We start from the raw sequence: 17,618 nt of genomic DNA, 5'->3' as shown, positions 1-17,618 counted from the left end.
CCGACCTGGACACGGCACCGACCTGGAGACGGAATGACGGACCCGGCACCGACCCCGGGTGAACGGGCCCTGCGAAGGCCCGAGTTGCGCCCCCTGTGGCAGACGGTCCACGACCGGCTCTCCTCGGGCCGCCCGGTCACCCGGGTGAGCCTGGGACCGCTCGACGACCCCCAGCGCGAAGCCCTCGCCGACCTCCTCGGCCTGGACCGCCTGCCCGACGCCAGGACCACCGTCGCCCTGGCCCGGCTGGAGGAGGCGGTCACCGAACTCTGCGGCCGTACGGTACGCGAAGCCGTCACCGACCTGGTCGGCCCGCTGCACGACCGCGCCACAGAACGGCGCCACCGGGACGGCCGGCGCGCCGCCGTATGGGCCTGGCTGGACGGCCACGCGACCGTACGGGCCCAGCCCGCGCTCGCCGACTGGGCCGCCTCCTGCCGGACCACCGGTCTTGTCGGCGGCTCACCGGAACGCACCCGCGCCCTGCTCACCGACGCCCTCACGGTGCTGGCCGCACTGCCCGCCCACGCCGAGCCGCTGCCGGTCTTCGCCGCCCGGGTGGTACGAGGCGACTCCCACGCCCTGGACGACCCGACCCGCCTGTCCTCCCTCGTCCTGCGCGCCCTGGCGGCCCTCCACGACGTCGACCCGCCGCGCTCCGCCGGGGACCGGCGCGCCCTGTGGGCCCGCGCGGGCGTCGCCGACGACGAACTGTCCGCCACCGTCCTCGCCGCCGGACTGCGTCCCCTCGGCGGTGGACCGCTCGCCCGCGTGGCGCGCGTGTGCGCCGAGGCGGGACAGGCCGCCAGTCCGACCCTCGCCCTGGTGCGCGCCCCGGGCGAGTTCACGCTCGCAACGGAGCCCGCGACCGTCGTCCACATCGTGGAGAACCCCAGCGTCATGGCCCTCGCCCTACGCCGGTTCGGCCCGCGCTGCCCGCCCCTCGTCTGCACGTCGGGCTGGCCCAACAGCGCGGCCGTCCACCTCCTGCGCCTCCTCGCGGAGCGCGGCGCGGCGCTCCGCTACCACGGCGACTTCGACGGCGAGGGCATCCGCATCGCCGCGTACGTCCTCGACAAGACGACGGCCCGCCCCTGGCGCATGACCGCGGCGGACTACCGCTCCGCCGTCGCCCGCACCCCGTACGGCCTCCCGCCAGGCCGCGTCACCGAGGCGCCCTGGGACCCGGAACTGGCGACCGCCCTCTCCGGCCACGGCGCCGCCGTGGTCGAGGAACTGGTCGCCGACCTCCTCCTGGCGGACCTGGCCGCCGGCGATCCGGACGGCGCGGCACGCGCGCACTGACCGGGCGCGGTACGGCACCGGGCCCGCGGCACACGCGCCCTGGCCCGGGCGGCGTAGGGCACCGGGCCCCGGCGCGCCCCGTACTCACGTCAGGACGGCGGGCTCCCAGGCCCGGTCGGCCACCCGTACCAGCCCGAGGTCCGTCAGCTTCACCTGTGGGGAGACCGGCAGCGTCATGGTGGAGATGGACATGAACGCGTTCCGGTGCGCCCAGCCCCAGCGGTGCAGGGCGTCGCGGATCGCCGCCGCGCCCCGGGACACCTCGTCGGCGGGGCGGTCGGAGAGGACCCCGGCCACCGGCAGCGGCAGATGCACCGGCTCCTGGTCCGCGGCGATCACGCAGATCCCGCCGTGCGAGCCGATGACACGGTTGGCGGCCTCGCGCAGCGCCGCGGACGTCGTGGCGATCACCGTCAGGTTGTGGCTGTCGTGCGCGTACGTGGTGGCCGCCGCCCCGTCCGACAGGTCGAAGCCGACCACCGGGGCCGTCGCGCGCCGCCCGCTGCGGTGGTGGCGTTCGAGCACGGTCAGTACCGCCGTCCGGCCCTCCCACCGGACGACGCCGTCCCGTACGGGGAGGACGACCTCGGCCGGTTCGGTGAAGGTGTCCACCGGATTGACCCGCAGGGCCCGGAAGACGTGTTCGCCGTCCGGCAGGTCCACCGTCCACGCGTGGTCGTCCGCCGCGAGCGGGTCGAGGTGGACGGAGTCGGCGAACGGGTTGCCGGACAGCTCGGCCGGGGCGCTCTCCTCGACCTGCTCGCCGCCGCAGACGACCATGACCGGGGTGAAGTCGGCCAGGTCACGCAGGAGCACCAGGTCCGCGCGCCGGCCGGGCGCCACCACGCCCCGGTCGTCCAGGCCGAGGCGCCGGGCGGGGTGCAGGGTCAACGCGCGCAGCGCCGTCAGCGGGTCCATACCGGCGCCGACGGCGACCCGCGCGATGTGGTCGAGGTGGCCGCGCCCGACGATGGCGTCCGCCGCGAGGTCGTCGGTGACCAGACAGAAGTCGGGCAGGACGGGCAGCGCGGCGAGGCTGCTCACCAACTCCGGCGTGAGGCACTTCTCCTGGAGCATCAGCAGCATGCCGAGCCGGGCCTTCTCGACCGCGACCTCGGGGGAGTTCTTGGTGTGGTCGGAGTCGATGCCCGCCCACAGGTACTCGCCCAGGTCGTCGCCGGACAGGTTCGGGCAGTGCCCGTCCAGCCGTACGCCCTTGGCACGGGCCGCGGCGACGATCTCACGCATCCGCCGGCCGCCGTCGACCACGGCCCGGTAGTCCATCACCTCGCCGAGCGTGGTGACACCCTCCCAGTCCAGCATCTCGGCGATGTCGTCGGCGCCGAGCACGGCCCCCGCCGTCTCGAACCCCTCCAGGGCAGGTACGCAGGAGGGCACCGCCCAGTGCATGGACTGCTGGGCGGTGCGGCCCTGTTCGATCATCCACGCCATGGCCGCGCGCCCGGCGACGTTGACGATCTCGTGCGGGTCGGCGAGGACCGTCGTGGTGCCGCGGGGCAGAGTGATCCGGGCGAACTCGCGCGGCGCGAGCAGCGAGCTCTCGATGTGCATGTGCGCGTCGATGTAACCGGGCGCCACCAGCAGCCCGTCGGCGTCGATGACGCGCGCGGCGTCGATCGGCGTGCCGGGCCGCAGCAGGGCGCGGATCAGATCGCCGGTGATCGCGACATCGGCGGCGGTCAGCTCCCCGGTGTGTACGGAGACCACGCGGGCTCCGCGGATCAGCAGGTCGCAGTGGCTGGGCGCAGGCATCGGGGTTCTCTCGTTCGGTCGACAGGCTTCGTCGCCTCCCGCGTCGACGGGCTCGTCTTCATAGCGCCGGTGAGCCCGGACCCGGTGATCAGGGCCTTCACCGCGAAACTGCCCGTCGCCACCGTGGACCGTACGGTGCCGTCGGTACCCGGTGTCCTGATCGACACCCCGGGCGGCGTGGCGGACATCGTGACGCACCTGGTGGGCCTCGGCCACCGGTCCATCGCCTATGTGGGCGGCCCGGAGGGCTCGTGGATGGCCGAACGCCGGACCGCCGCCGTCAAGGAGGCGGCCCGCCGGGGCGGCGTCGACCTCACGGTCCTCGGCCCCGTAGCCCCCCGTATCGACGCGGGACTGGCCGCCGCCGAACACATCGCCGCCGAGCGGACCGTCACCGCCGTGGTCGCGTACAGCAGCTACCTGCTGATCGGCCTGCGCCTGGGGCTGCGCGACGCGGGAGTACGGGTCCCCGCCGACATCAGCCTGGCCGCGTCGGACGACCTGACCGCGATCAGCACGGACCGCCCCGACACGACGGCGCTACGGGTCCCGCTCGAAGAGGCGGGCGCGGCAGCGGTCCGCCTGCTCCAGGAACCCCACCCGCCCAAGCGCGCCCGCCGGGTGCGCATCGCGACCGAACTGATCGTCGGCGCCTCCACGGCACCGGTCCCCGCCGGTTGAACGCGGCCGACGGCAGGCGGGGCTCGGCGGTCTCGGGCAGGCGGCCAGGGATCGGCCCCTGCCCCTGATCTCCGCCCCCTGATCCCTCACACGCGGGCGCGAGCGACCGTCCCCGCCGAGGGGCCTGGCCTGGCCCCGGAGCCGGGCGAGTTCGAGGGTTCGGGGTGATCCCGCCGAGGTCTTCGGCCCGGGTGCGCTGACCCGGTGGTGTGTGGTGGCGGGGAGGGGGCGGCCCCGCCCGTCACAACGCACCACCGGCCCGGCGCAGCCAGGCCTCCGCCCGAGCTGCCCCCGCCCCTCCGCTTCCCCGCCCCGCCCCGCCCCTCCGCCCGTACTCGTACCCGTACCCGCCGTCCGCCCGGGGCCGCGTGTACGGGCAACTGGCAGGCGCCCAGGGGGGATCCGTCACCGCAGACCCATTGACCCCTTGGGGCTCACCTCTCTAGCCTCCGTTCTTGTACGTGGACAACATCCTTATATGGAAACAAGGCACTGATCCCCGCTCCACCGCACGCTTCGCCCGCTTGTCCGGTGCACAGTTCAAAGGGGAACTGACCCATGCCACTTGTCGTCGTAGGGATCAGCGTGCTGGTCCTGCTCTTCCTCATGACGCGGCTCAAGCTGAACGGTTTCGCGGCCCTCCTGCTCGTCGCCGTCGCGGTCGCCCTCGTCCAGGGGATCCCCCTCACGAAGATTCCGGACATCCTCTCCGAGGGCATCGGCGGACAGATCGGCGACACGATGCTCACCATCGGGATCGGCGCCATGGTCGGCCGGGTGATGGGGGATTCCGGCGCCGCCCAGCGGATAGCGACCAAGCTCCTCGCCGTCTGCGGCACCCGAGGGGTGCAGGTGGCCATGGTGGCGACGGCCATGCTCATCGGCGTCACGATGTTCTACGAGGTCGCCTTCGTGATCATCGTGCCCGTGGTCTTCACCCTCGTACGGGTCACCCGGTCGAACCTGCTGTGGGTCGGGCTGCCGATGTCCATCGCCCTGTCCACCATGCACAGCTTCCTGCCTCCGCACCCGGGGCCGACCGCGGTGGCCTCGACCTTCCACGCCTCCGTCGGACTGACCCTGTTCTACGGTCTGTTCATCGCCGTGCCCATCGGCGCGCTCATCGCGTTGGTGTGGCCGCGGCTCGCGTTCATCCGGGCCATGAACCCCTCCGTACCCCAGGGTCTGGTGAGCGAGCGCGTCTTCGAGGACGAGGAGATGCCGGGCACGGCCTGGTCGCTGGCGGTCGCGCTGCTGCCCGTCGTGCTGATCGCGGGTGCGGCCGTCACCGACATGGCCACCTCGGCCGAGACTCCGCTCACCCACTTCGTCGCCTTCATCGGCTCGGCTCCGATCGCCCTGCTGCTGACGCTGGTTGTGGCGATCTGGGCGTTCGGGCCGCGGATCGGCCGGAGCCTGGCGGAGGTCAGCGCCTCGTGCCGGGGAGCGGCGCAGGCGATGGCGATGATCCTGCTGGTGATCGGGGCCGGCGGTGCCTTCAAGCAGGTCCTCGTCGACGGCGGGATATCGGACTACATCAAGGACATCACCGACGGCTGGTCCGTCTCGCCGGTCGTCCTCGCCTGGCTCGTGGCCGTGATCCTCCGGGTCGCCCTGGGCTCGGCGACGGTCGCCGTCGTCACGGCTTCCGGCGTGGTGCTGCCGCTGCTCGCGGGCAGCGGGGTGCCGCCCGAGATCATGGTGCTGGCCGTCTCCTGCGGCTCGATCGCCTTCTCGCACGTCAACGACCCGGGCTTCTGGATGTTCAAGGAGTACTTCAACCTGTCGGTCATCGAGGCGATCAAGGCGCGTACCACCTACACGACCGTGCTCTCCGTCCTCGGCCTCGGCGGCGTACTCCTCATGGAACGCGCCCTGATCCTCCTCGATCTCTGAACTGCCCGCATTCCCCGGACTCTGGAAGGACCCGCCCCATGAGCCAGCCCGTCGTCACCGGCTTCTCCGTGTATCCGGTGGCAGGCCGTGACTCCATGGCACTCAACCTCTCCGGCGCGCACGCCCCGTACTTCACCCGCAACGTCCTGGTCGTCCAGGACTCCGAGGGCCGGACCGGCGTGGGTGAGGTGCCGGGCGGTGAGGGCATCACCCGTACGTTGCGCGAGGCGCAACCCCTGGTCGTCGGGGCCCGGTTGGGCGACCACAAGCGGGTGCTGCGCGCTCTGGGAGAACGGTTCGGCGGCCGGGACGCGGGAGGGCGCGGGGAGCAGACCTTCGACCTGCGTACGGCGGTGCACGCCGTGACGGCCGTCGAATCGGCGCTGCTCGACCTGTTGGGCCAGCACCTGGAGGTGCCGGTGGCCGCCCTGCTCGGGGACGGCAAGCAACGCGACGCGGTACGTGTCCTCGGCTACCTCTTCTACGTCGGCGACCCCGGCAGGACCGATCTGGAGTACGTGCGGGAACCCGGCGCGGACGTGGAGTGGTACCGCGTCCGCCACGAGGAGGCGCTGACCACGGAGTCGATCGTCCGGCAGGCGGAGGCGACGTACGCGCGGTACGGCTTCCGGGACTTCAAGCTCAAGGGGGGTGTCCTGTCCGGGGCGGAGGAGGTCAAGGCCGTGCGCGCCCTGAAGGAACGCTTCCCCGGGGCGCGGATCACCCTCGATCCCAACGGGGCCTGGTCGCTGCGGGAAGCGGTCGAACTGTGCCGGCCCCTGGTCGGCACCCTCGCGTACGCCGAGGACCCGTGCGGAGCCGAGGACGGGTTCTCCGGCCGGGAGATCCTGGCGGAGTTCCGCCGGGCCACCGGTCTGCCCACCGCGACCAACATGGTGGCGACGGACTGGCGCCAGCTCACCCACGCGATGGCGCTGCAGTCGGTCTCCATCCCGCTCGCGGACCCGCACTTCTGGACGATGCAGGGGTCGGTGCGGGTGGCCCAGCTCTGCCATGAGACCGGCCTGACGTGGGGCTGCCACTCCAACAATCACTTCGACATCTCGCTGGCCATGATGGCCCACTGCGGGGCCGCGGCCCCGGGTGAGTACAACGCCCTCGACACCCACTGGATCTGGCAGGAGGGCCTGGAGCGGCTGACCGTGGAGCCCCCGCGGATCGTCGGCGGCGAGGTCACGGTCGACGACACTCCGGGTCTCGGCGTCGAACTCGACATGGACCGGCTCCTCGCGGCCCACGAGTTGTATGTGGAGAAGAACCTTTCCGGCCGGGACGACGCCGCGGCGATGCGTTTCCTGGTGGGTAACTGGGAGTTCGACAGTAAGCGTCCCTGCCTGGTGAGGTGAGGCGGGGCAAGGTGAGGGGGCCGTTCCGTTCGGGCCCCCTTTGCCACGCTCATGACCGACCTCTACGACGACGGCCGGAAGATATCGCGGAAAGCGTGGAGGAAGGCATCGGGAGGCGCCGCGTGATGCGACAGGCCGTCACCACGGCGAATCCCCGGGCGAATTCGGTGACGTCCCGAGTCAATTCCCGCGACATGTTCCCAGTTGTCGGAGCGTCGGGTGAGGGGGCGAGGGGGCACGCTCATCCACGTGTGCCCAATAAGGGCGTTTTGTCCCTCTTTACCGTTAAGTGAATATAGGTAGTGTTGGGCGTTCTTGACGCCTTAAAGGTCTTTTGCCTGTCCGATTATTCCGTTACGTTCGTGACGTGCGTCACTGCCGCGTCGGCCGACGGCTGGGGCGAGGTGGGCGTTTTCTCTCGCGAGAGAGGAAAGTTGAGTTCCCGGGACGGCATCGAAGGGGCTATTGCACCGAAAATTCGGAACTTGTGCCGTCCTGATATCTCGCTTACGTTCTCGTCCATCCGGATGGAACGCCCAATCCTGCCGCTGTCCGGAAACCCAGACACCTATCCGTCAGAAGGCAGGAGCGGGGGACCCAGGTAAGTCGCCGGTCCGGATCTTCCGGAACGGCTTGGGGTGAAGCCGTACGCATCGCCGTACGGCCGGACATCTCCAGTCCGAACCCGACAGCTCACCTCGCAGGCGACGGAGAGGAATTCGTCGTGCCCAGAAACGCCAAGCACCGCCGTCCCAGAACTGGCTCGATCGCCCGACGCCTCGTCGCGGTGGGCACCGGGGGCGCCGCCCTCGCGATTCCGCTGGTCTCCGCGGCCACCGCCCAGGCGGCGACCCCGGCTACGGGATACGTCAGCGCCGCCAAGGTCGCGGAGGCTCCCGCCGCCGTGCAGAAGGCCACCACGTACGTCGTGGTCTCGGGCGACTCCCTGTCCAAGATCGCGCACGCGCACTCGGTCAGCGGCGGCTGGAAGAAGCTCTACGCGGACAACCGGAGCGCCGTCGGGGCCAACCCGTCGCACATCCACCCCGGCCTGAAGCTGGCCCTCAAGGGGAAGACGGCGGCCACCGCCACCAAGTCGGCCACCGCCGCCAAGCCGGCCGTCGAGGCGAGCACGAAGTCCGCCACGACCGGCTCCGTCACCCAGGCCGCCGTGAAGACGTACGACAACAACCTGGACGGCTGGATCCGCGAGTCGCTGGACGTCATGGCCCAGCACGGGATCCCCGGCACCTACGAGGGCATCCACCGCAACGTGATGCGTGAGTCCTCGGGCGACCCGAACGCCATCAACAACTGGGACATCAACGCCCAGAACGGCGTCCCGTCCAAGGGGCTGCTCCAGGTCATCGCCCCGACGTTCCAGGCGTACCACGTGCCCGGCACCTCGACGGACAGCTACGACCCGGTCGCCAACATCACGGCCGCGTGCAACTACGCCGCCGCCAGGTACGGCTCGATCGACAACGTGAACGGTCCTTACTGAGCGGACCCGCGCCGCCCCGACGGGCGGCGAACACACCGGGCCCCGGCCCCGCCGTCCAGCGACGGCGGAGCCGGGGCCCGTCCCTGTGCGCGCGCCCACACCCAGTCGCCGTGCGCGCCCTCCCACATCACACACGCCGCGCGCGCAGCTCCCGTATCCCCGCCACCGCCAGGACCAGCGCCGTCGCGCCCAGGGACCACAGGAGCTGCGGGCGGGCCGTGTCGTCGCTGAGCATCAGGACGAACACCGTCCCCATCGCGGCGAGCGTCACCCAGGTCAGGCCGGGGAAGAGCCACATCCGCAGGACCAGGCGCTCGGGTGCCTCCCGCTCGATGCGCGGGCGCAGCCGGAGCTGCGAGACGGCGATCATCGCCCAGACGAAGAGCAGCACCGCGCCGACCGCGTTGAGCATGTACAGGAAGACGGTGTCGGGCCACTTCAGATTGAGCAGTACGGAGACGAACCCGAACGCCACCGACGCCAGCACCGCCCGCCGGGGCACCCCCGCGCCGCCCAGCTTCAGCAGGGCCTTCGGCGCCTCGCCGCGTTCGGCCAGGGAGAAGATCATGCGGGACGAGCCGTAGAGGTTGGCGTTGAGCGCCGAGAGCAGCGCCACGAACACCACGATGTTCATGATCTGTCCGGCCGACGGGATACCGATCGCGTCGAGGACGGTGACGTACGGGCTGAGCCCGGCCTTCTGTGCCGTCCAGGGCAGCACGGTCACGATGACCGCCATCGAGCCGACGTAGAAGAACAGGATCCGGAAGACCGCGCTGCGCACCGCGCGGGCCACAGAGCGCACCGGGTCGTCGGACTCGGCCGCCGCGATCGTGACGACCTCCAGACCGCCGAAGGCGAAGATCACCGCGAGCACCCCGGACGTGACGCCCTGCCATCCGTTCGGGAGGAAGCCGCCCTGTCCGGTGAGGTGGGCGAGACCGGCCGGTCGGGTGTCGGGCAGGACGCCGAAGACCGCGAGCAGCCCGAGGACCAGGAACGCGACGATCGCGAAGACCTTCAGGGCGGCGAAGTAGAACTCGAACTCGCCGAAGTTCTTCACGGCGGCGAGGTTCGCGCCGGTGAAGACGATCATGAAGATCAGGACCCAGGCCCACTGCGGTACGGAGGGCAGCCAGCCGTTCGCGATCTGCGCCGCGCCCGTCGCCTCCACGGCGAGCACGACGACCAGCAGGAACCAGTACAGCCAGCCGACGCTGAACCCCGCCCACCGGCCGAGCGCGCGCTCGGCGTGTACGGAGAACGAGCCCGACGCGGGCATCGCCGTCGACATCTCGCCCAGCATCCGCATCACGCACATCGCGAGCGCGCCCGCGATCAGGTACGAGACGACGATCCCGGGGCCGGCCAGCGCGATCCCGGCGCCGGAGCCGACGAAGAGCCCGGCGCCGATGACACCGCCGAGCCCGAGCATGGTGAGATGGCGCTGCTTGAGCCCGCCGGCCAGTGGTTCGCCGGATTCCGTGGCCCGCGCGGCGACGGTGGGGTGGTGGGGGAGTGGGTCGCGCATGGGGTGGGTTCAGACTGCTTTCGGGGCTTGTGGGGACGGGGACGGTACGGCCCTCGCAGTGTCCCCGGACGGCCCCCGTCCAGGCAAAACGTTTCCGGACGCGAAGACCGGCGCCCGCACCGCCCCTCCGGCGCCCGCCCCGCCCCTCCGCCGCCCGCACCGACCCGCTGCTGCCCGCCCCGCCCCTCCGCCGCCCGCACCGACCCGCTGCTGCCCGCCCCGCCCCGGCCGCCACCGAATCCGGCGGCGGCCGAGGCGGGAGAGTGGGGCAAGGGCTACGCGTCGAGCGGCGGCCGGTGGGTCGGGGAGCCGACGATGCTGCCGCCGGTCCTGGTGACCGTGGGGTCGAACTCGGTGATCGTGAGCTGGAACCCGACCGGGCGGCGGGCGGCGAGCGGCTCCAGGTGCTTCTCCGCCGTCGCGAACAGCTCGTCCGCTATCCGGCCCCTGACCTCCTCGGGTCGGCCGGGGGCGATCGTCAGCCTGATCTGCACGTGGCCGTTGTCCGGCCCGGCCTCCGGACGGTCGCCGACCCGCGCGGCGGTCGCCGGCATGGCGAGGGTGCGGGTGCCCCAGCGGGGAAAGACGCCCAGCGCCCGGGCGGTCTCGTGCAGGAGGTCGAGGAGGGTGTCGACGTCCAGTTCCTCGGCCAAGTTGGGCGTGTACTCGACGATGATGTGCGGCACCTTCGGATCTCGCTTTCGTATCCGTACGGGAGACGCCGGCGGCCCGGCGATACGGTGAGTCTGCCCGCCTCCCGTACGGGCCCGCGTACCGCCTGGCGGCCACCGCTCAGGCGAACTTGTCGCTGACGGCCTCGTAGACGGCCTTCGCCCCGGCGCCGAGATGAGGCCCCGCCAGCCAGGTCTGCGCGCTCGGGCCGATCGACGTGTTGCTCACCAGCGCGGGCAGCCCCTTCGCGTCCTCGATGAACCATCCGCCGCCGGAGGAGCCCCCGGTCATGGTGCAGCCGATCCGGTACAGCGCCGGCTGGTCGTCCCTGACCGACAGCCGGCCGGGGCGGCCCCGGCAGGTGAACATCCGCTCGCCGTCGAAGGGCTCCGCCGCCGGATAGCCCCAGATGCCCATCCCCGCGATCTTCGTCGCCGGCGGCGCGTCGAACATGACGCGGGACGCGCCGCCGACCGTCTCCTCCAGCGACGCGAAATCGCTCCCCGCGGGCTTCTTCACATGGAGCACGGCGAAGTCGAACGGCGAACCGCTGCCGCCCGACGGGGTTCCTTCGGAGATCCACTGCGGCGAGGTCTGCGCCCAGTCCGCCCACCAGATCCCGAACGGCGCGAGCTGACTCTTGCGCACCCCTGCCAGGGCCGCGCCCTCCAGCCCCTTGTCGTTGTAGGACGGGACGAAGACGATGTTGCGGAGCCAGCCGCCCTTCGCCCCCGCGTGCACGCAGTGCCCGGCCGTCCACACCAGGTTGGAGGCGCCGGGGTTCGCCGGGTCCGTCACCACCGTCGCGGAGCAGACCGAAGGGCCCTCGGGGGTGTCGAAGAAGAGCTTGCCGACCATCGGGGCGTTGTCGCGGTACGAGACGGGCGCGGGTTGCGCCGGGACGGGCGCCGGCTCCGGGTCGGAGACGCCCGCGTCCTCGAACTCGCCGTCCACGGGCTGGTCCGCGCTGGTGCCCTGGAGCATCCGGCCCGGAATCCACAGCCCCTCGATGACCGGGTTGAAGAACGCGGCGGCCTCCCGTGCCCAGTCCGCGGCGTCCCAGTCCCGCCAGCCTCCCTCGCGCCAGCCCTCCGGCGCGTCGGCCCCGGCGGCCCCGGCGGGGCCGACCCCTACGGCGGACCCGGAACCGGCGCTCCCGGCGGGCGCGGAGCAGGCGGTGGCGCTGATCGCGAGTAAGGCGAGCATGCAGGCCATGAGCATCACCGGGCGGTGCCTGGAGCGCATGGATCGTTCCTCCGGTCCCTCAAGTGCGTCGAACGGTGTGCGCACGGGGCCCGGGAAGTACGGAGTCCGGCGACAACCTGTCTTGAGGAGGTAGTACGTGGGGGAGCCCGCCCCGGTTCAAGACACCGCGGCCCGGCGGCCTGAACAGCAGCCGGAGGCCAGCTAGGGAGCCGGCGGTCGCGGTGCGGGGGAGGACGCCGGGCGCGGGAACGACGGCCGGGACTCCTCCAGCCGTACGAAGGCGACCCGCTCGCCCGCCGCCCGGTACCCCTGGTCGCCGTCGGCCTCCGGGGCCGGGCCCAGCGACGAGCGGAGCGTCCGCGCCGCGCGGGGGCGGGTCCGCGCGTACCGTTCCATGATCAGCCCGCACTCCTCCGGAGCGACGAAGCGGGCCGTGACGGCCCGGTAGCGGCGGCCGGTCTGGATGGTGACCTGGGGGGTGTGCCGCAGGTTCTGGTACCACCGTGCCGAGGCGGCGGATCCGGCGGCGACGGTCCAGCTCCGGGGCGCCGTGTCCTGCTCCACGACCGCGATCACGTCCTGCCGCGACAGCCCCGAGACCCGGCCGGTGTGGATGAGCAGCAGCGTCCGCCGGCCGAACAGCGGTCCGAGGCCCGCGCGGTAGAGGAGGACCGGCAGCGCGGCCAGCTTCCGCCGCCATCCGGTGGGAGGAGTCGCGTGCGGCGGCGGGGACGGCTGGTTCACAGCCTGCACCTCCTGGCACCGGAGAGGCCGGACGACGGCGTCGATTCGATAACGACGGGACGTTCACGGAGCTTTCGCGATGCTTTGACAACAGAACCTTTGCATAGTCTAAACATGGGCGAGGCGGGAGCGGACATGCTGCGGGAGGACCGATCGGAAGGCCGGTCCGGCGCACGGTCCGGCGCGGACCCGGCCCCCGGCCCCGGCGCGGGACCCGGCGGCGCCCCGGCCACCGGCCAGGGAAGGAACCCGGGCGCCGAGCCGCGAAGGAAGCGGGGACGAATCCCGGGAAGGAAGCCGGGCGCGCGTCCCTGGGCGCGGACCGGCCCGCCGGCCGGGCGCGCCACCGCGGGCGGCGACCTCTCCACCCCCGTCGTCCTGGGAGTTCTGCCGTTCGCCGCGCTCGCGGTCGTCGCCCTGGTGGAGCTGATCGCCGGGCCCAGGATCGGCTTCCTGCCGCTCTTCTCGCTCGGCCCCGCCTTCGCCGGGCTCGTCGGCGGCTGGCGGCGTACCGCCTTCATCGGCGTCCTCGCCCTCGTGTGCTGTCTCACACTCGGGCTGTACGACGGGCTGGTGCAGAGCCGTCGCGGCTACACGGCGTTCGGCTCGGTCGCCGGGGCGACGGCCGCGAGCCTGGTCGCCGTCGTGATGCGCCAGCGCCGCGAGGCCGAACTCGCCAGCGTCCGTTCGATCGCGGAGGTGGCCCAGCGCGCCCTGCTCCGCCCCGTACCGCGCACGGCCGGTCCGCTGCGCGCCGCCGTCTCGTACACCTCGGCCGTGGCGGAGGCCCGGATCGGGGGCGATCTGTACGAGGTGGCCGTCGGGGAGGGGCGCGTACGCGTCATCGTCGGCGATGTCCAGGGCAAGGGGCTCGAAGCGGTGGAGACCGTCGCCGTCGTCCTCGGGGCGTTCCGGGAGGCGGCGCACGACGAGCCCGAACTGACCCGGGTCGGCGCCCGGGTGGAGCGGGCCATGAGCCGGGAGCTGGACGGCGAGAAGTTCGTCACCGCGCTGATCGCGGAGTTCGGGGAGGAGGGCGGCGCCGTCTTCCTCAACTACGGGCATCCGCCGCCCATGCTGGTCCGCGCGGACGGTGCGGTGGAGTTCCCCGAGCCCGACCAGTACGCGCTGCCCCTCGGCCTGGAGGCGCACGGCACCGAGGGCCCCCGGCCCTTCCGGGCGGAGTTCACGCCCGGCGACCAACTCCTCCTCTACACCGACGGGGTGACGGAGGCGCGCGACGCGACGGGGACCTTCTACCCGCTCGGCGAGCGCGCCCCGCTCCTCGCCCACCCCGACCCCGTGTCCGCGCTGGAGGCGCTGCGCAGGGATCTCGTACGCCATGTGGCGGGGCCGTTGCACGACGACGCGGCCGCCCTGCTGCTCCGGTACGCGCCGGAGCGGCAGGGCGGCCCGGCCGGCGCCGGGGCCCCTGACCTCAGCGGGCCAGTTCCTTCGTGACGCGCTCCAGCATGAACGCGGACGACTCCTTCGCCCGCTCCTCCCACGCGAAGACGCAGACGGTCGCGACCCCGTCGAAGTCCATCCCGCGCAGGGTCGAGAAGAAGGTGTTCCAGTCCACCTCCCCCTGCCCGATGTCGAGGTGCTGGTGGATCCGGGCCGCCGTGCCCGGCGGGTTGAGGATGTACCGCAGCCCGGACGAGCCCTTGTGGTCGAAGGTGTCCGCGATGTGCAGGTGCTGGAGCTTGTCGCCCGCGTACCGCAGCATCTTCGCGATGTCGGCGCCCGGATCGGCGCCGGAGAGGTGGAAGGTGTGCGGGGCGCAGTACAGGTAGTTCACGTACGGCTTGTTGACGGCCCGGACGAGGTCGACCGCGGGGTCGTTCTCCTCGCAGAAGTCGTCCGGGTGGGCCTCCAGGTTGAGGGCGATGCCCTCGCGTTCGAAGACCGGCAGCAGCTCCTCCATCGACCGCCAGAACGCGGCCTCGCTCCGCGCGGCGGCCTCGGGGCGGCCGTTGAACTCGGAGTTCATCAGCGGGCAGCCGAGCTGCGAGGTGATCTCGATCATCCGCTTCCAGTAGCGGACGGCGCTCTGCCGCTCGGTCTCGTCCGGGCTGGACCACTTGTAGAGCGGCAGCACACTGGAGAGCTGTACGCCCGTCTCGTCGAGCGCGCTCTTCAGCTCGGCCACCCGCTCGTCGTCGGCGCGCGGGTGGCGGAAGAAGGGCATGAAGTCGTCGCGCGGGGAGAGTTCGATGTACGCGTACCCCAGGTCGGCGACCGTGCGGACCATCTCCCGGATGGGCAGCGCGCGGAGCATGTAGGGGTCGAGGGCGATCTTCACCGGGTGTCTCCTCCGTAGAAGGCGGGCCGCTTCTCCAGCGCGTCGACCCGTACGATCGCGCCGGACTCCAGGGCCTGGACGAGCGCGCCGGTGATGACGGTCGCGGCGTAGCCGTCCCACGCCGAGGGACCGGTGGGCTCGGCGCCGTTCGCCACGGACTCGGCCCACTCGCGGAACTCGGTGTCGAAGGCGCTCTCGAAGCGGCCCTGCCAGTCCTGGAGGATTCCGGTGGAGAGGTGGCCGGCCCGCCGTACGGAGACGGCCGCCGGGTCGGGGAGGCGCACCAGGCCCTCCTCGCCGACGGTCTCGCACTGGATGTCGTACCCGTACTGGCAGTTGACGAAGACCTCCAGGTCGATCCTGACCCCCTCGGCGGTCTCGAAGAGCATGATCTGCGGGTCCTGGAGGTGCGCGTGCCGCTTACCGGTCCTGCGCGGTGTCACCACCTGTACGGAGCGGATCTCGTCGTCCAGCAGCCAGCGCAGCACGTCGATCTCGTGGACGGCGGTGTCCTGCGCGGCCATCGCCGAGGTGTACGACGCCGGGACGGTCGCGTTGCGGTGGGCGCAGTGCACCATCAGCGGCGTACCGATGGCGCCCGACTCGATGACCTTCTTCATCTCGCGGTAGCCCGCGTCGTAACGGCGCATGAAGCCGACCTGGACGAGCCGGGAGCCGTGGGCCGTCTCCGCATCGATGATCTTCAGACAGTCCTCGGCCTCCGTGGCGAGCGGCTTCTCGCAGAAGACCGGCTTGCCCGCGGCGATGGCACCGAGGACGTGCTCGGCGTGGGTCGGGCCCCACGAGGTGACGACGACGGCGTCCACGTCGGGCGCGCCGACGACCTCGCGCCCGGTGGCCAGGGCGCGGGCGCCGACGGACGCGGCGACCTCCTCGGCCCGCGCGGTGTCGATGTCGAACACCGCCGTGACCCGGGTGCCGGTGATCACGTGGGTGAGCCGGCGGATGTGGTCCTGGCCGATCATTCCGGTGCCGATGACACCGATGCGCACGGTCATGGGGGTTGCCCTTTCACATGATTCAGGAGGGGGAGCCGGGAGCTGGGGGCCCGCAGCGGGAGGCGGCCCCGGTCAGGTGGAGCCGGTCACTCCGAGGTGGGGAAGCTGAAGCCCGCGGCGGCCTCCCGCGTGCGGTGCGGCCAGCGCGTGGTGACCACCTTGGCGCGGGTGTAGAAGCGCACGCCCTCGGGCCCGTGGACAGGGCTGTCGCCGATGAGCGAGTCCTTCCAGCCGCCGAAGGAGTAGTACGACATCGGCACCGGGACCGGCACGTTCACGCCGATCATGCCGACCTTGACCTTGCGCTGGAAGTGGCGCGCGGTCCCGCCGTCCGCGGTGAAGACGGCCGTGCCGTTCCCGTACGGGTTGGCGTTGATCAGCGCGATCGCCTCGTCGAGGATGTCGACGCGTACCACCGCGAGCACCGGTCCGAAGATCTCCTCGCGGTACGCGTCCATCCCGGCCGTCACCCGGTCCAGCAGCGACGGGCCGACGAAGAAGCCGTCCTCGTGCCCCGCCACCTTCAGTCCGCGCCCGTCGACCACGACGGTGGCGCCCTGCGCCGCGCCCCCGGCTACCGCGCCGACGACGCGGTCCCGCGCGGCGGCGGTGACCAGCGGGCCCATCTCGCTCGCCGGGTCGTCGCCGGGGCCGACCCTGATCGCGCGTGCCTTGCGCTCCAGGACCGCCACCAGCGGATCGGCGGCGGCGCCGACGGCCACGGCGACGGAGATCGCCATGCACCGCTCACCGGCCGAGCCGTACGCGGCGGCGATCAGGTGCTGGGCGGCGAAGTCGAGGTCCGCGTCGTCCATCACCACGCCGTGGTTCTTGGCGCCGCCGAGGGCCTGGACGCGCTTGCCGCCGGCGGTGCCGCGCTCGTGCACGTACCGGGCGATGGGCGTGGAGCCGACGAAGGAGACGGCGGCGATGTCCGGGTGGTCGAGGATCGCGTCGACGGCGGCCTTGTCACCGTGCACGACGTTGAAGACGCCGTCGGGCAGCCCGGCCTCCGCGTACAGCCGCGCGACGAAGTTCGCCGCCGACGGGTCGCGTTCGCTGGGCTTGAGGACGAAGGTGTTGCCGGTGGCGATGGCGACGGGGTGCATCCACAGCGGCACCATCGCGGGGAAGTTGAACGGGGTGATGCCCGCGCACACGCCCAGCGGCTGGCGGAAGTTGTGGACGTCCACATCGGTGGACACCTGGTCGGAGAAGGACCCCTTGAGGATGTCGCCGAGCCCGCAGACGTACTCCACGACCTCACGGCCCCGGACGATCTCGCCGCGCGCGTCGTCGACGACCTTGCCGTGCTCGGCGGAGATGATCCGCGCGAGTTCGTCCTCGTGGCGCACCAGCAGCTCGCGGAAGGCGAACATCACCTGGATCCGCCGGCTGAGCGAGGTCTCGCTCCAGCTCTCGAAGGCGCGGGAGGCGGCGGCGACCGCGGCGTCCACGTCGCCCGCACCGGCGAGCCGCACCCGCGTGGCGGACGCGCCGGTCGCGGGGTTGAAGACGGGGGCGGTACGGGAGGAGGCGCCCGGGGTGGGCGCTCCGTCGATCCAGTGGTCGATCGTGGTCATCTCAAGGTCCTCGGAAGGTGTGGGTGGTGCGG

General features: G+C 72.2%; 14 protein-coding genes and 1 riboswitch. Of the genes, 6 read left to right on the top strand and 8 right to left on the bottom strand.

What is annotated here, in order from left to right; all coding sequences use genetic code 11:
- The first annotated feature begins 33 nt into the window (after positions 1–33).
- Positions 34–1,305, top strand: a complete 1,272-nt coding sequence (locus ACFXPL_RS12495; RefSeq protein ID WP_384916781.1) for a TIGR02679 family protein — start codon at positions 34–36, stop codon at positions 1,303–1,305.
- Positions 1,306–1,389: 84 nt separating this feature from the next.
- Here ACFXPL_RS12495 and ACFXPL_RS12490 read toward each other — a convergent pair whose 3' ends face one another.
- Complete coding sequence (locus ACFXPL_RS12490) at positions 1,390–3,078, bottom strand: adenine deaminase (RefSeq protein WP_384916778.1); 1,689 nt, start codon at positions 3,076–3,078, stop codon at positions 1,390–1,392.
- Positions 3,079–3,147: 69 nt separating this feature from the next.
- Between ACFXPL_RS12490 and ACFXPL_RS12485 the strand changes: the two genes are divergently transcribed.
- The 4 genes from ACFXPL_RS12485 to ACFXPL_RS12470 all read left to right on the top strand — a co-directional run bounded on the left by ACFXPL_RS12485 (position 3,148) and on the right by ACFXPL_RS12470 (position 8,526).
- Positions 3,148–3,759 (top strand): substrate-binding domain-containing protein, encoded by a 612-nt coding sequence (locus tag ACFXPL_RS12485; protein ID WP_384916775.1) that lies wholly within the window; start codon positions 3,148–3,150, stop codon positions 3,757–3,759.
- A gap of 558 nt (positions 3,760–4,317) precedes the next feature.
- A complete protein-coding gene (locus tag ACFXPL_RS12480) occupies positions 4,318–5,655 on the top strand; it encodes a gluconate:H+ symporter (RefSeq protein WP_384916772.1) in 1,338 nt (445 codons plus the stop codon).
- Positions 5,656–5,693: 38 nt separating this feature from the next.
- A complete protein-coding gene (locus ACFXPL_RS12475) occupies positions 5,694–7,022 on the top strand; it encodes an enolase C-terminal domain-like protein (protein WP_384916769.1) in 1,329 nt (442 codons plus the stop codon).
- Positions 7,023–7,577: 555 nt separating this feature from the next.
- Positions 7,578–7,742: riboswitch (cyclic di-AMP (ydaO/yuaA leader) on the top strand.
- A 4-nt stretch (positions 7,743–7,746) separates the two neighbouring features.
- Positions 7,747–8,526 carry a transglycosylase SLT domain-containing protein gene (locus ACFXPL_RS12470; RefSeq protein ID WP_384916766.1) on the top strand — a complete coding sequence of 260 codons (780 nt, stop codon included), beginning with the start codon at positions 7,747–7,749 and terminating at the stop codon, positions 8,524–8,526.
- Between the two features lie 127 nt (positions 8,527–8,653).
- On the opposite strand, the gene ACFXPL_RS12465 is transcribed toward ACFXPL_RS12470, so the two are convergent.
- The 4 genes from ACFXPL_RS12465 to ACFXPL_RS12450 all read right to left on the bottom strand — a co-directional run bounded on the left by ACFXPL_RS12465 (position 8,654) and on the right by ACFXPL_RS12450 (position 12,679).
- Entirely contained in the window at positions 8,654–10,057 is a 1,404-nt protein-coding gene (locus ACFXPL_RS12465; protein WP_384916763.1) for an amino acid permease, read from the bottom strand.
- 275 nt (positions 10,058–10,332) lie between these two features.
- Positions 10,333–10,743: a hypothetical protein gene (locus ACFXPL_RS12460; protein ID WP_384916761.1), complete on the bottom strand. Its 411-nt coding sequence runs from the start codon at positions 10,741–10,743 to the stop codon at positions 10,333–10,335.
- Positions 10,744–10,849: 106 nt separating this feature from the next.
- Positions 10,850–11,974 carry a trypsin-like serine peptidase gene (locus ACFXPL_RS12455; RefSeq protein WP_384916758.1) on the bottom strand — a complete coding sequence of 375 codons (1,125 nt, stop codon included), beginning with the start codon at positions 11,972–11,974 and terminating at the stop codon, positions 10,850–10,852.
- 162 nt (positions 11,975–12,136) lie between these two features.
- Positions 12,137–12,679, bottom strand: coding sequence for a nitroreductase family deazaflavin-dependent oxidoreductase (locus tag ACFXPL_RS12450; protein ID WP_384916754.1), 543 nt, complete (start codon positions 12,677–12,679; stop codon positions 12,137–12,139).
- Positions 12,680–12,793: 114 nt separating this feature from the next.
- On the opposite strand from ACFXPL_RS12450, the gene ACFXPL_RS12445 reads away from it, so the two are divergent.
- A complete protein-coding gene (locus tag ACFXPL_RS12445; RefSeq protein WP_384916751.1) occupies positions 12,794–14,140 on the top strand; it encodes a PP2C family protein-serine/threonine phosphatase in 1,347 nt (448 codons plus the stop codon).
- Here ACFXPL_RS12445 and ACFXPL_RS12440 read toward each other — a convergent pair.
- The 3 genes from ACFXPL_RS12440 to ACFXPL_RS12430 form a co-directional block, all read right to left on the bottom strand.
- Positions 14,118–14,984, bottom strand: a complete 867-nt coding sequence (locus ACFXPL_RS12440; RefSeq protein ID WP_384916749.1) for a sugar phosphate isomerase/epimerase family protein — start codon at positions 14,982–14,984, stop codon at positions 14,118–14,120. The two genes, ACFXPL_RS12445 and ACFXPL_RS12440, sit on opposite strands and share 23 nt — an antisense overlap.
- Positions 14,981–16,003 carry a Gfo/Idh/MocA family protein gene (locus ACFXPL_RS12435; protein ID WP_384916746.1) on the bottom strand — a complete coding sequence of 341 codons (1,023 nt, stop codon included), beginning with the start codon at positions 16,001–16,003 and terminating at the stop codon, positions 14,981–14,983. The genes ACFXPL_RS12440 and ACFXPL_RS12435 overlap by 4 nt, the downstream gene beginning before the upstream one ends.
- Before the next feature lie 86 nt (positions 16,004–16,089).
- A complete protein-coding gene (locus ACFXPL_RS12430) occupies positions 16,090–17,586 on the bottom strand; it encodes a CoA-acylating methylmalonate-semialdehyde dehydrogenase (RefSeq protein ID WP_384916743.1) in 1,497 nt (498 codons plus the stop codon).
- Positions 17,587–17,618: the final 32 nt, after the last annotated feature.

Source organism: Streptomyces sp. NPDC059092 (assembly GCF_042756365.1).
Classification (GTDB): Bacteria; Actinomycetota; Actinomycetes; order Streptomycetales; family Streptomycetaceae; genus Streptomyces.
This window is presented reverse-complemented; position numbering and strand designations above follow the sequence as displayed.

Bases quoted from the DNA above. Each gene is read 5' to 3' on its own strand.
- ACFXPL_RS12490 (WP_384916778.1), bottom strand. From the start codon at position 3,078: ATGCCTGCGCCCAGCCACTGCGACCTGCTGATCCGCGGAGCCCGCGTG.
- ACFXPL_RS12455 (WP_384916758.1), bottom strand. From the start codon at position 11,974: ATGCGCTCCAGGCACCGCCCGGTGATGCTCATGGCCTGCATGCTCGCC.
- ACFXPL_RS12435 (WP_384916746.1), bottom strand. From the start codon at position 16,003: ATGACCGTGCGCATCGGTGTCATCGGCACCGGAATGATCGGCCAGGAC.
- ACFXPL_RS12430 (WP_384916743.1), bottom strand. From the start codon at position 17,586: ATGACCACGATCGACCACTGGATCGACGGAGCGCCCACCCCGGGCGCC.
- ACFXPL_RS12475 (WP_384916769.1), top strand. From the start codon at position 5,694: ATGAGCCAGCCCGTCGTCACCGGCTTCTCCGTGTATCCGGTGGCAGGC.
- ACFXPL_RS12465 (WP_384916763.1), bottom strand. From the start codon at position 10,057: ATGCGCGACCCACTCCCCCACCACCCCACCGTCGCCGCGCGGGCCACG.
- ACFXPL_RS12495 (WP_384916781.1), top strand. From the start codon at position 34: ATGACGGACCCGGCACCGACCCCGGGTGAACGGGCCCTGCGAAGGCCC.
- ACFXPL_RS12480 (WP_384916772.1), top strand. From the start codon at position 4,318: ATGCCACTTGTCGTCGTAGGGATCAGCGTGCTGGTCCTGCTCTTCCTC.
- ACFXPL_RS12445 (WP_384916751.1), top strand. From the start codon at position 12,794: ATGGGCGAGGCGGGAGCGGACATGCTGCGGGAGGACCGATCGGAAGGC.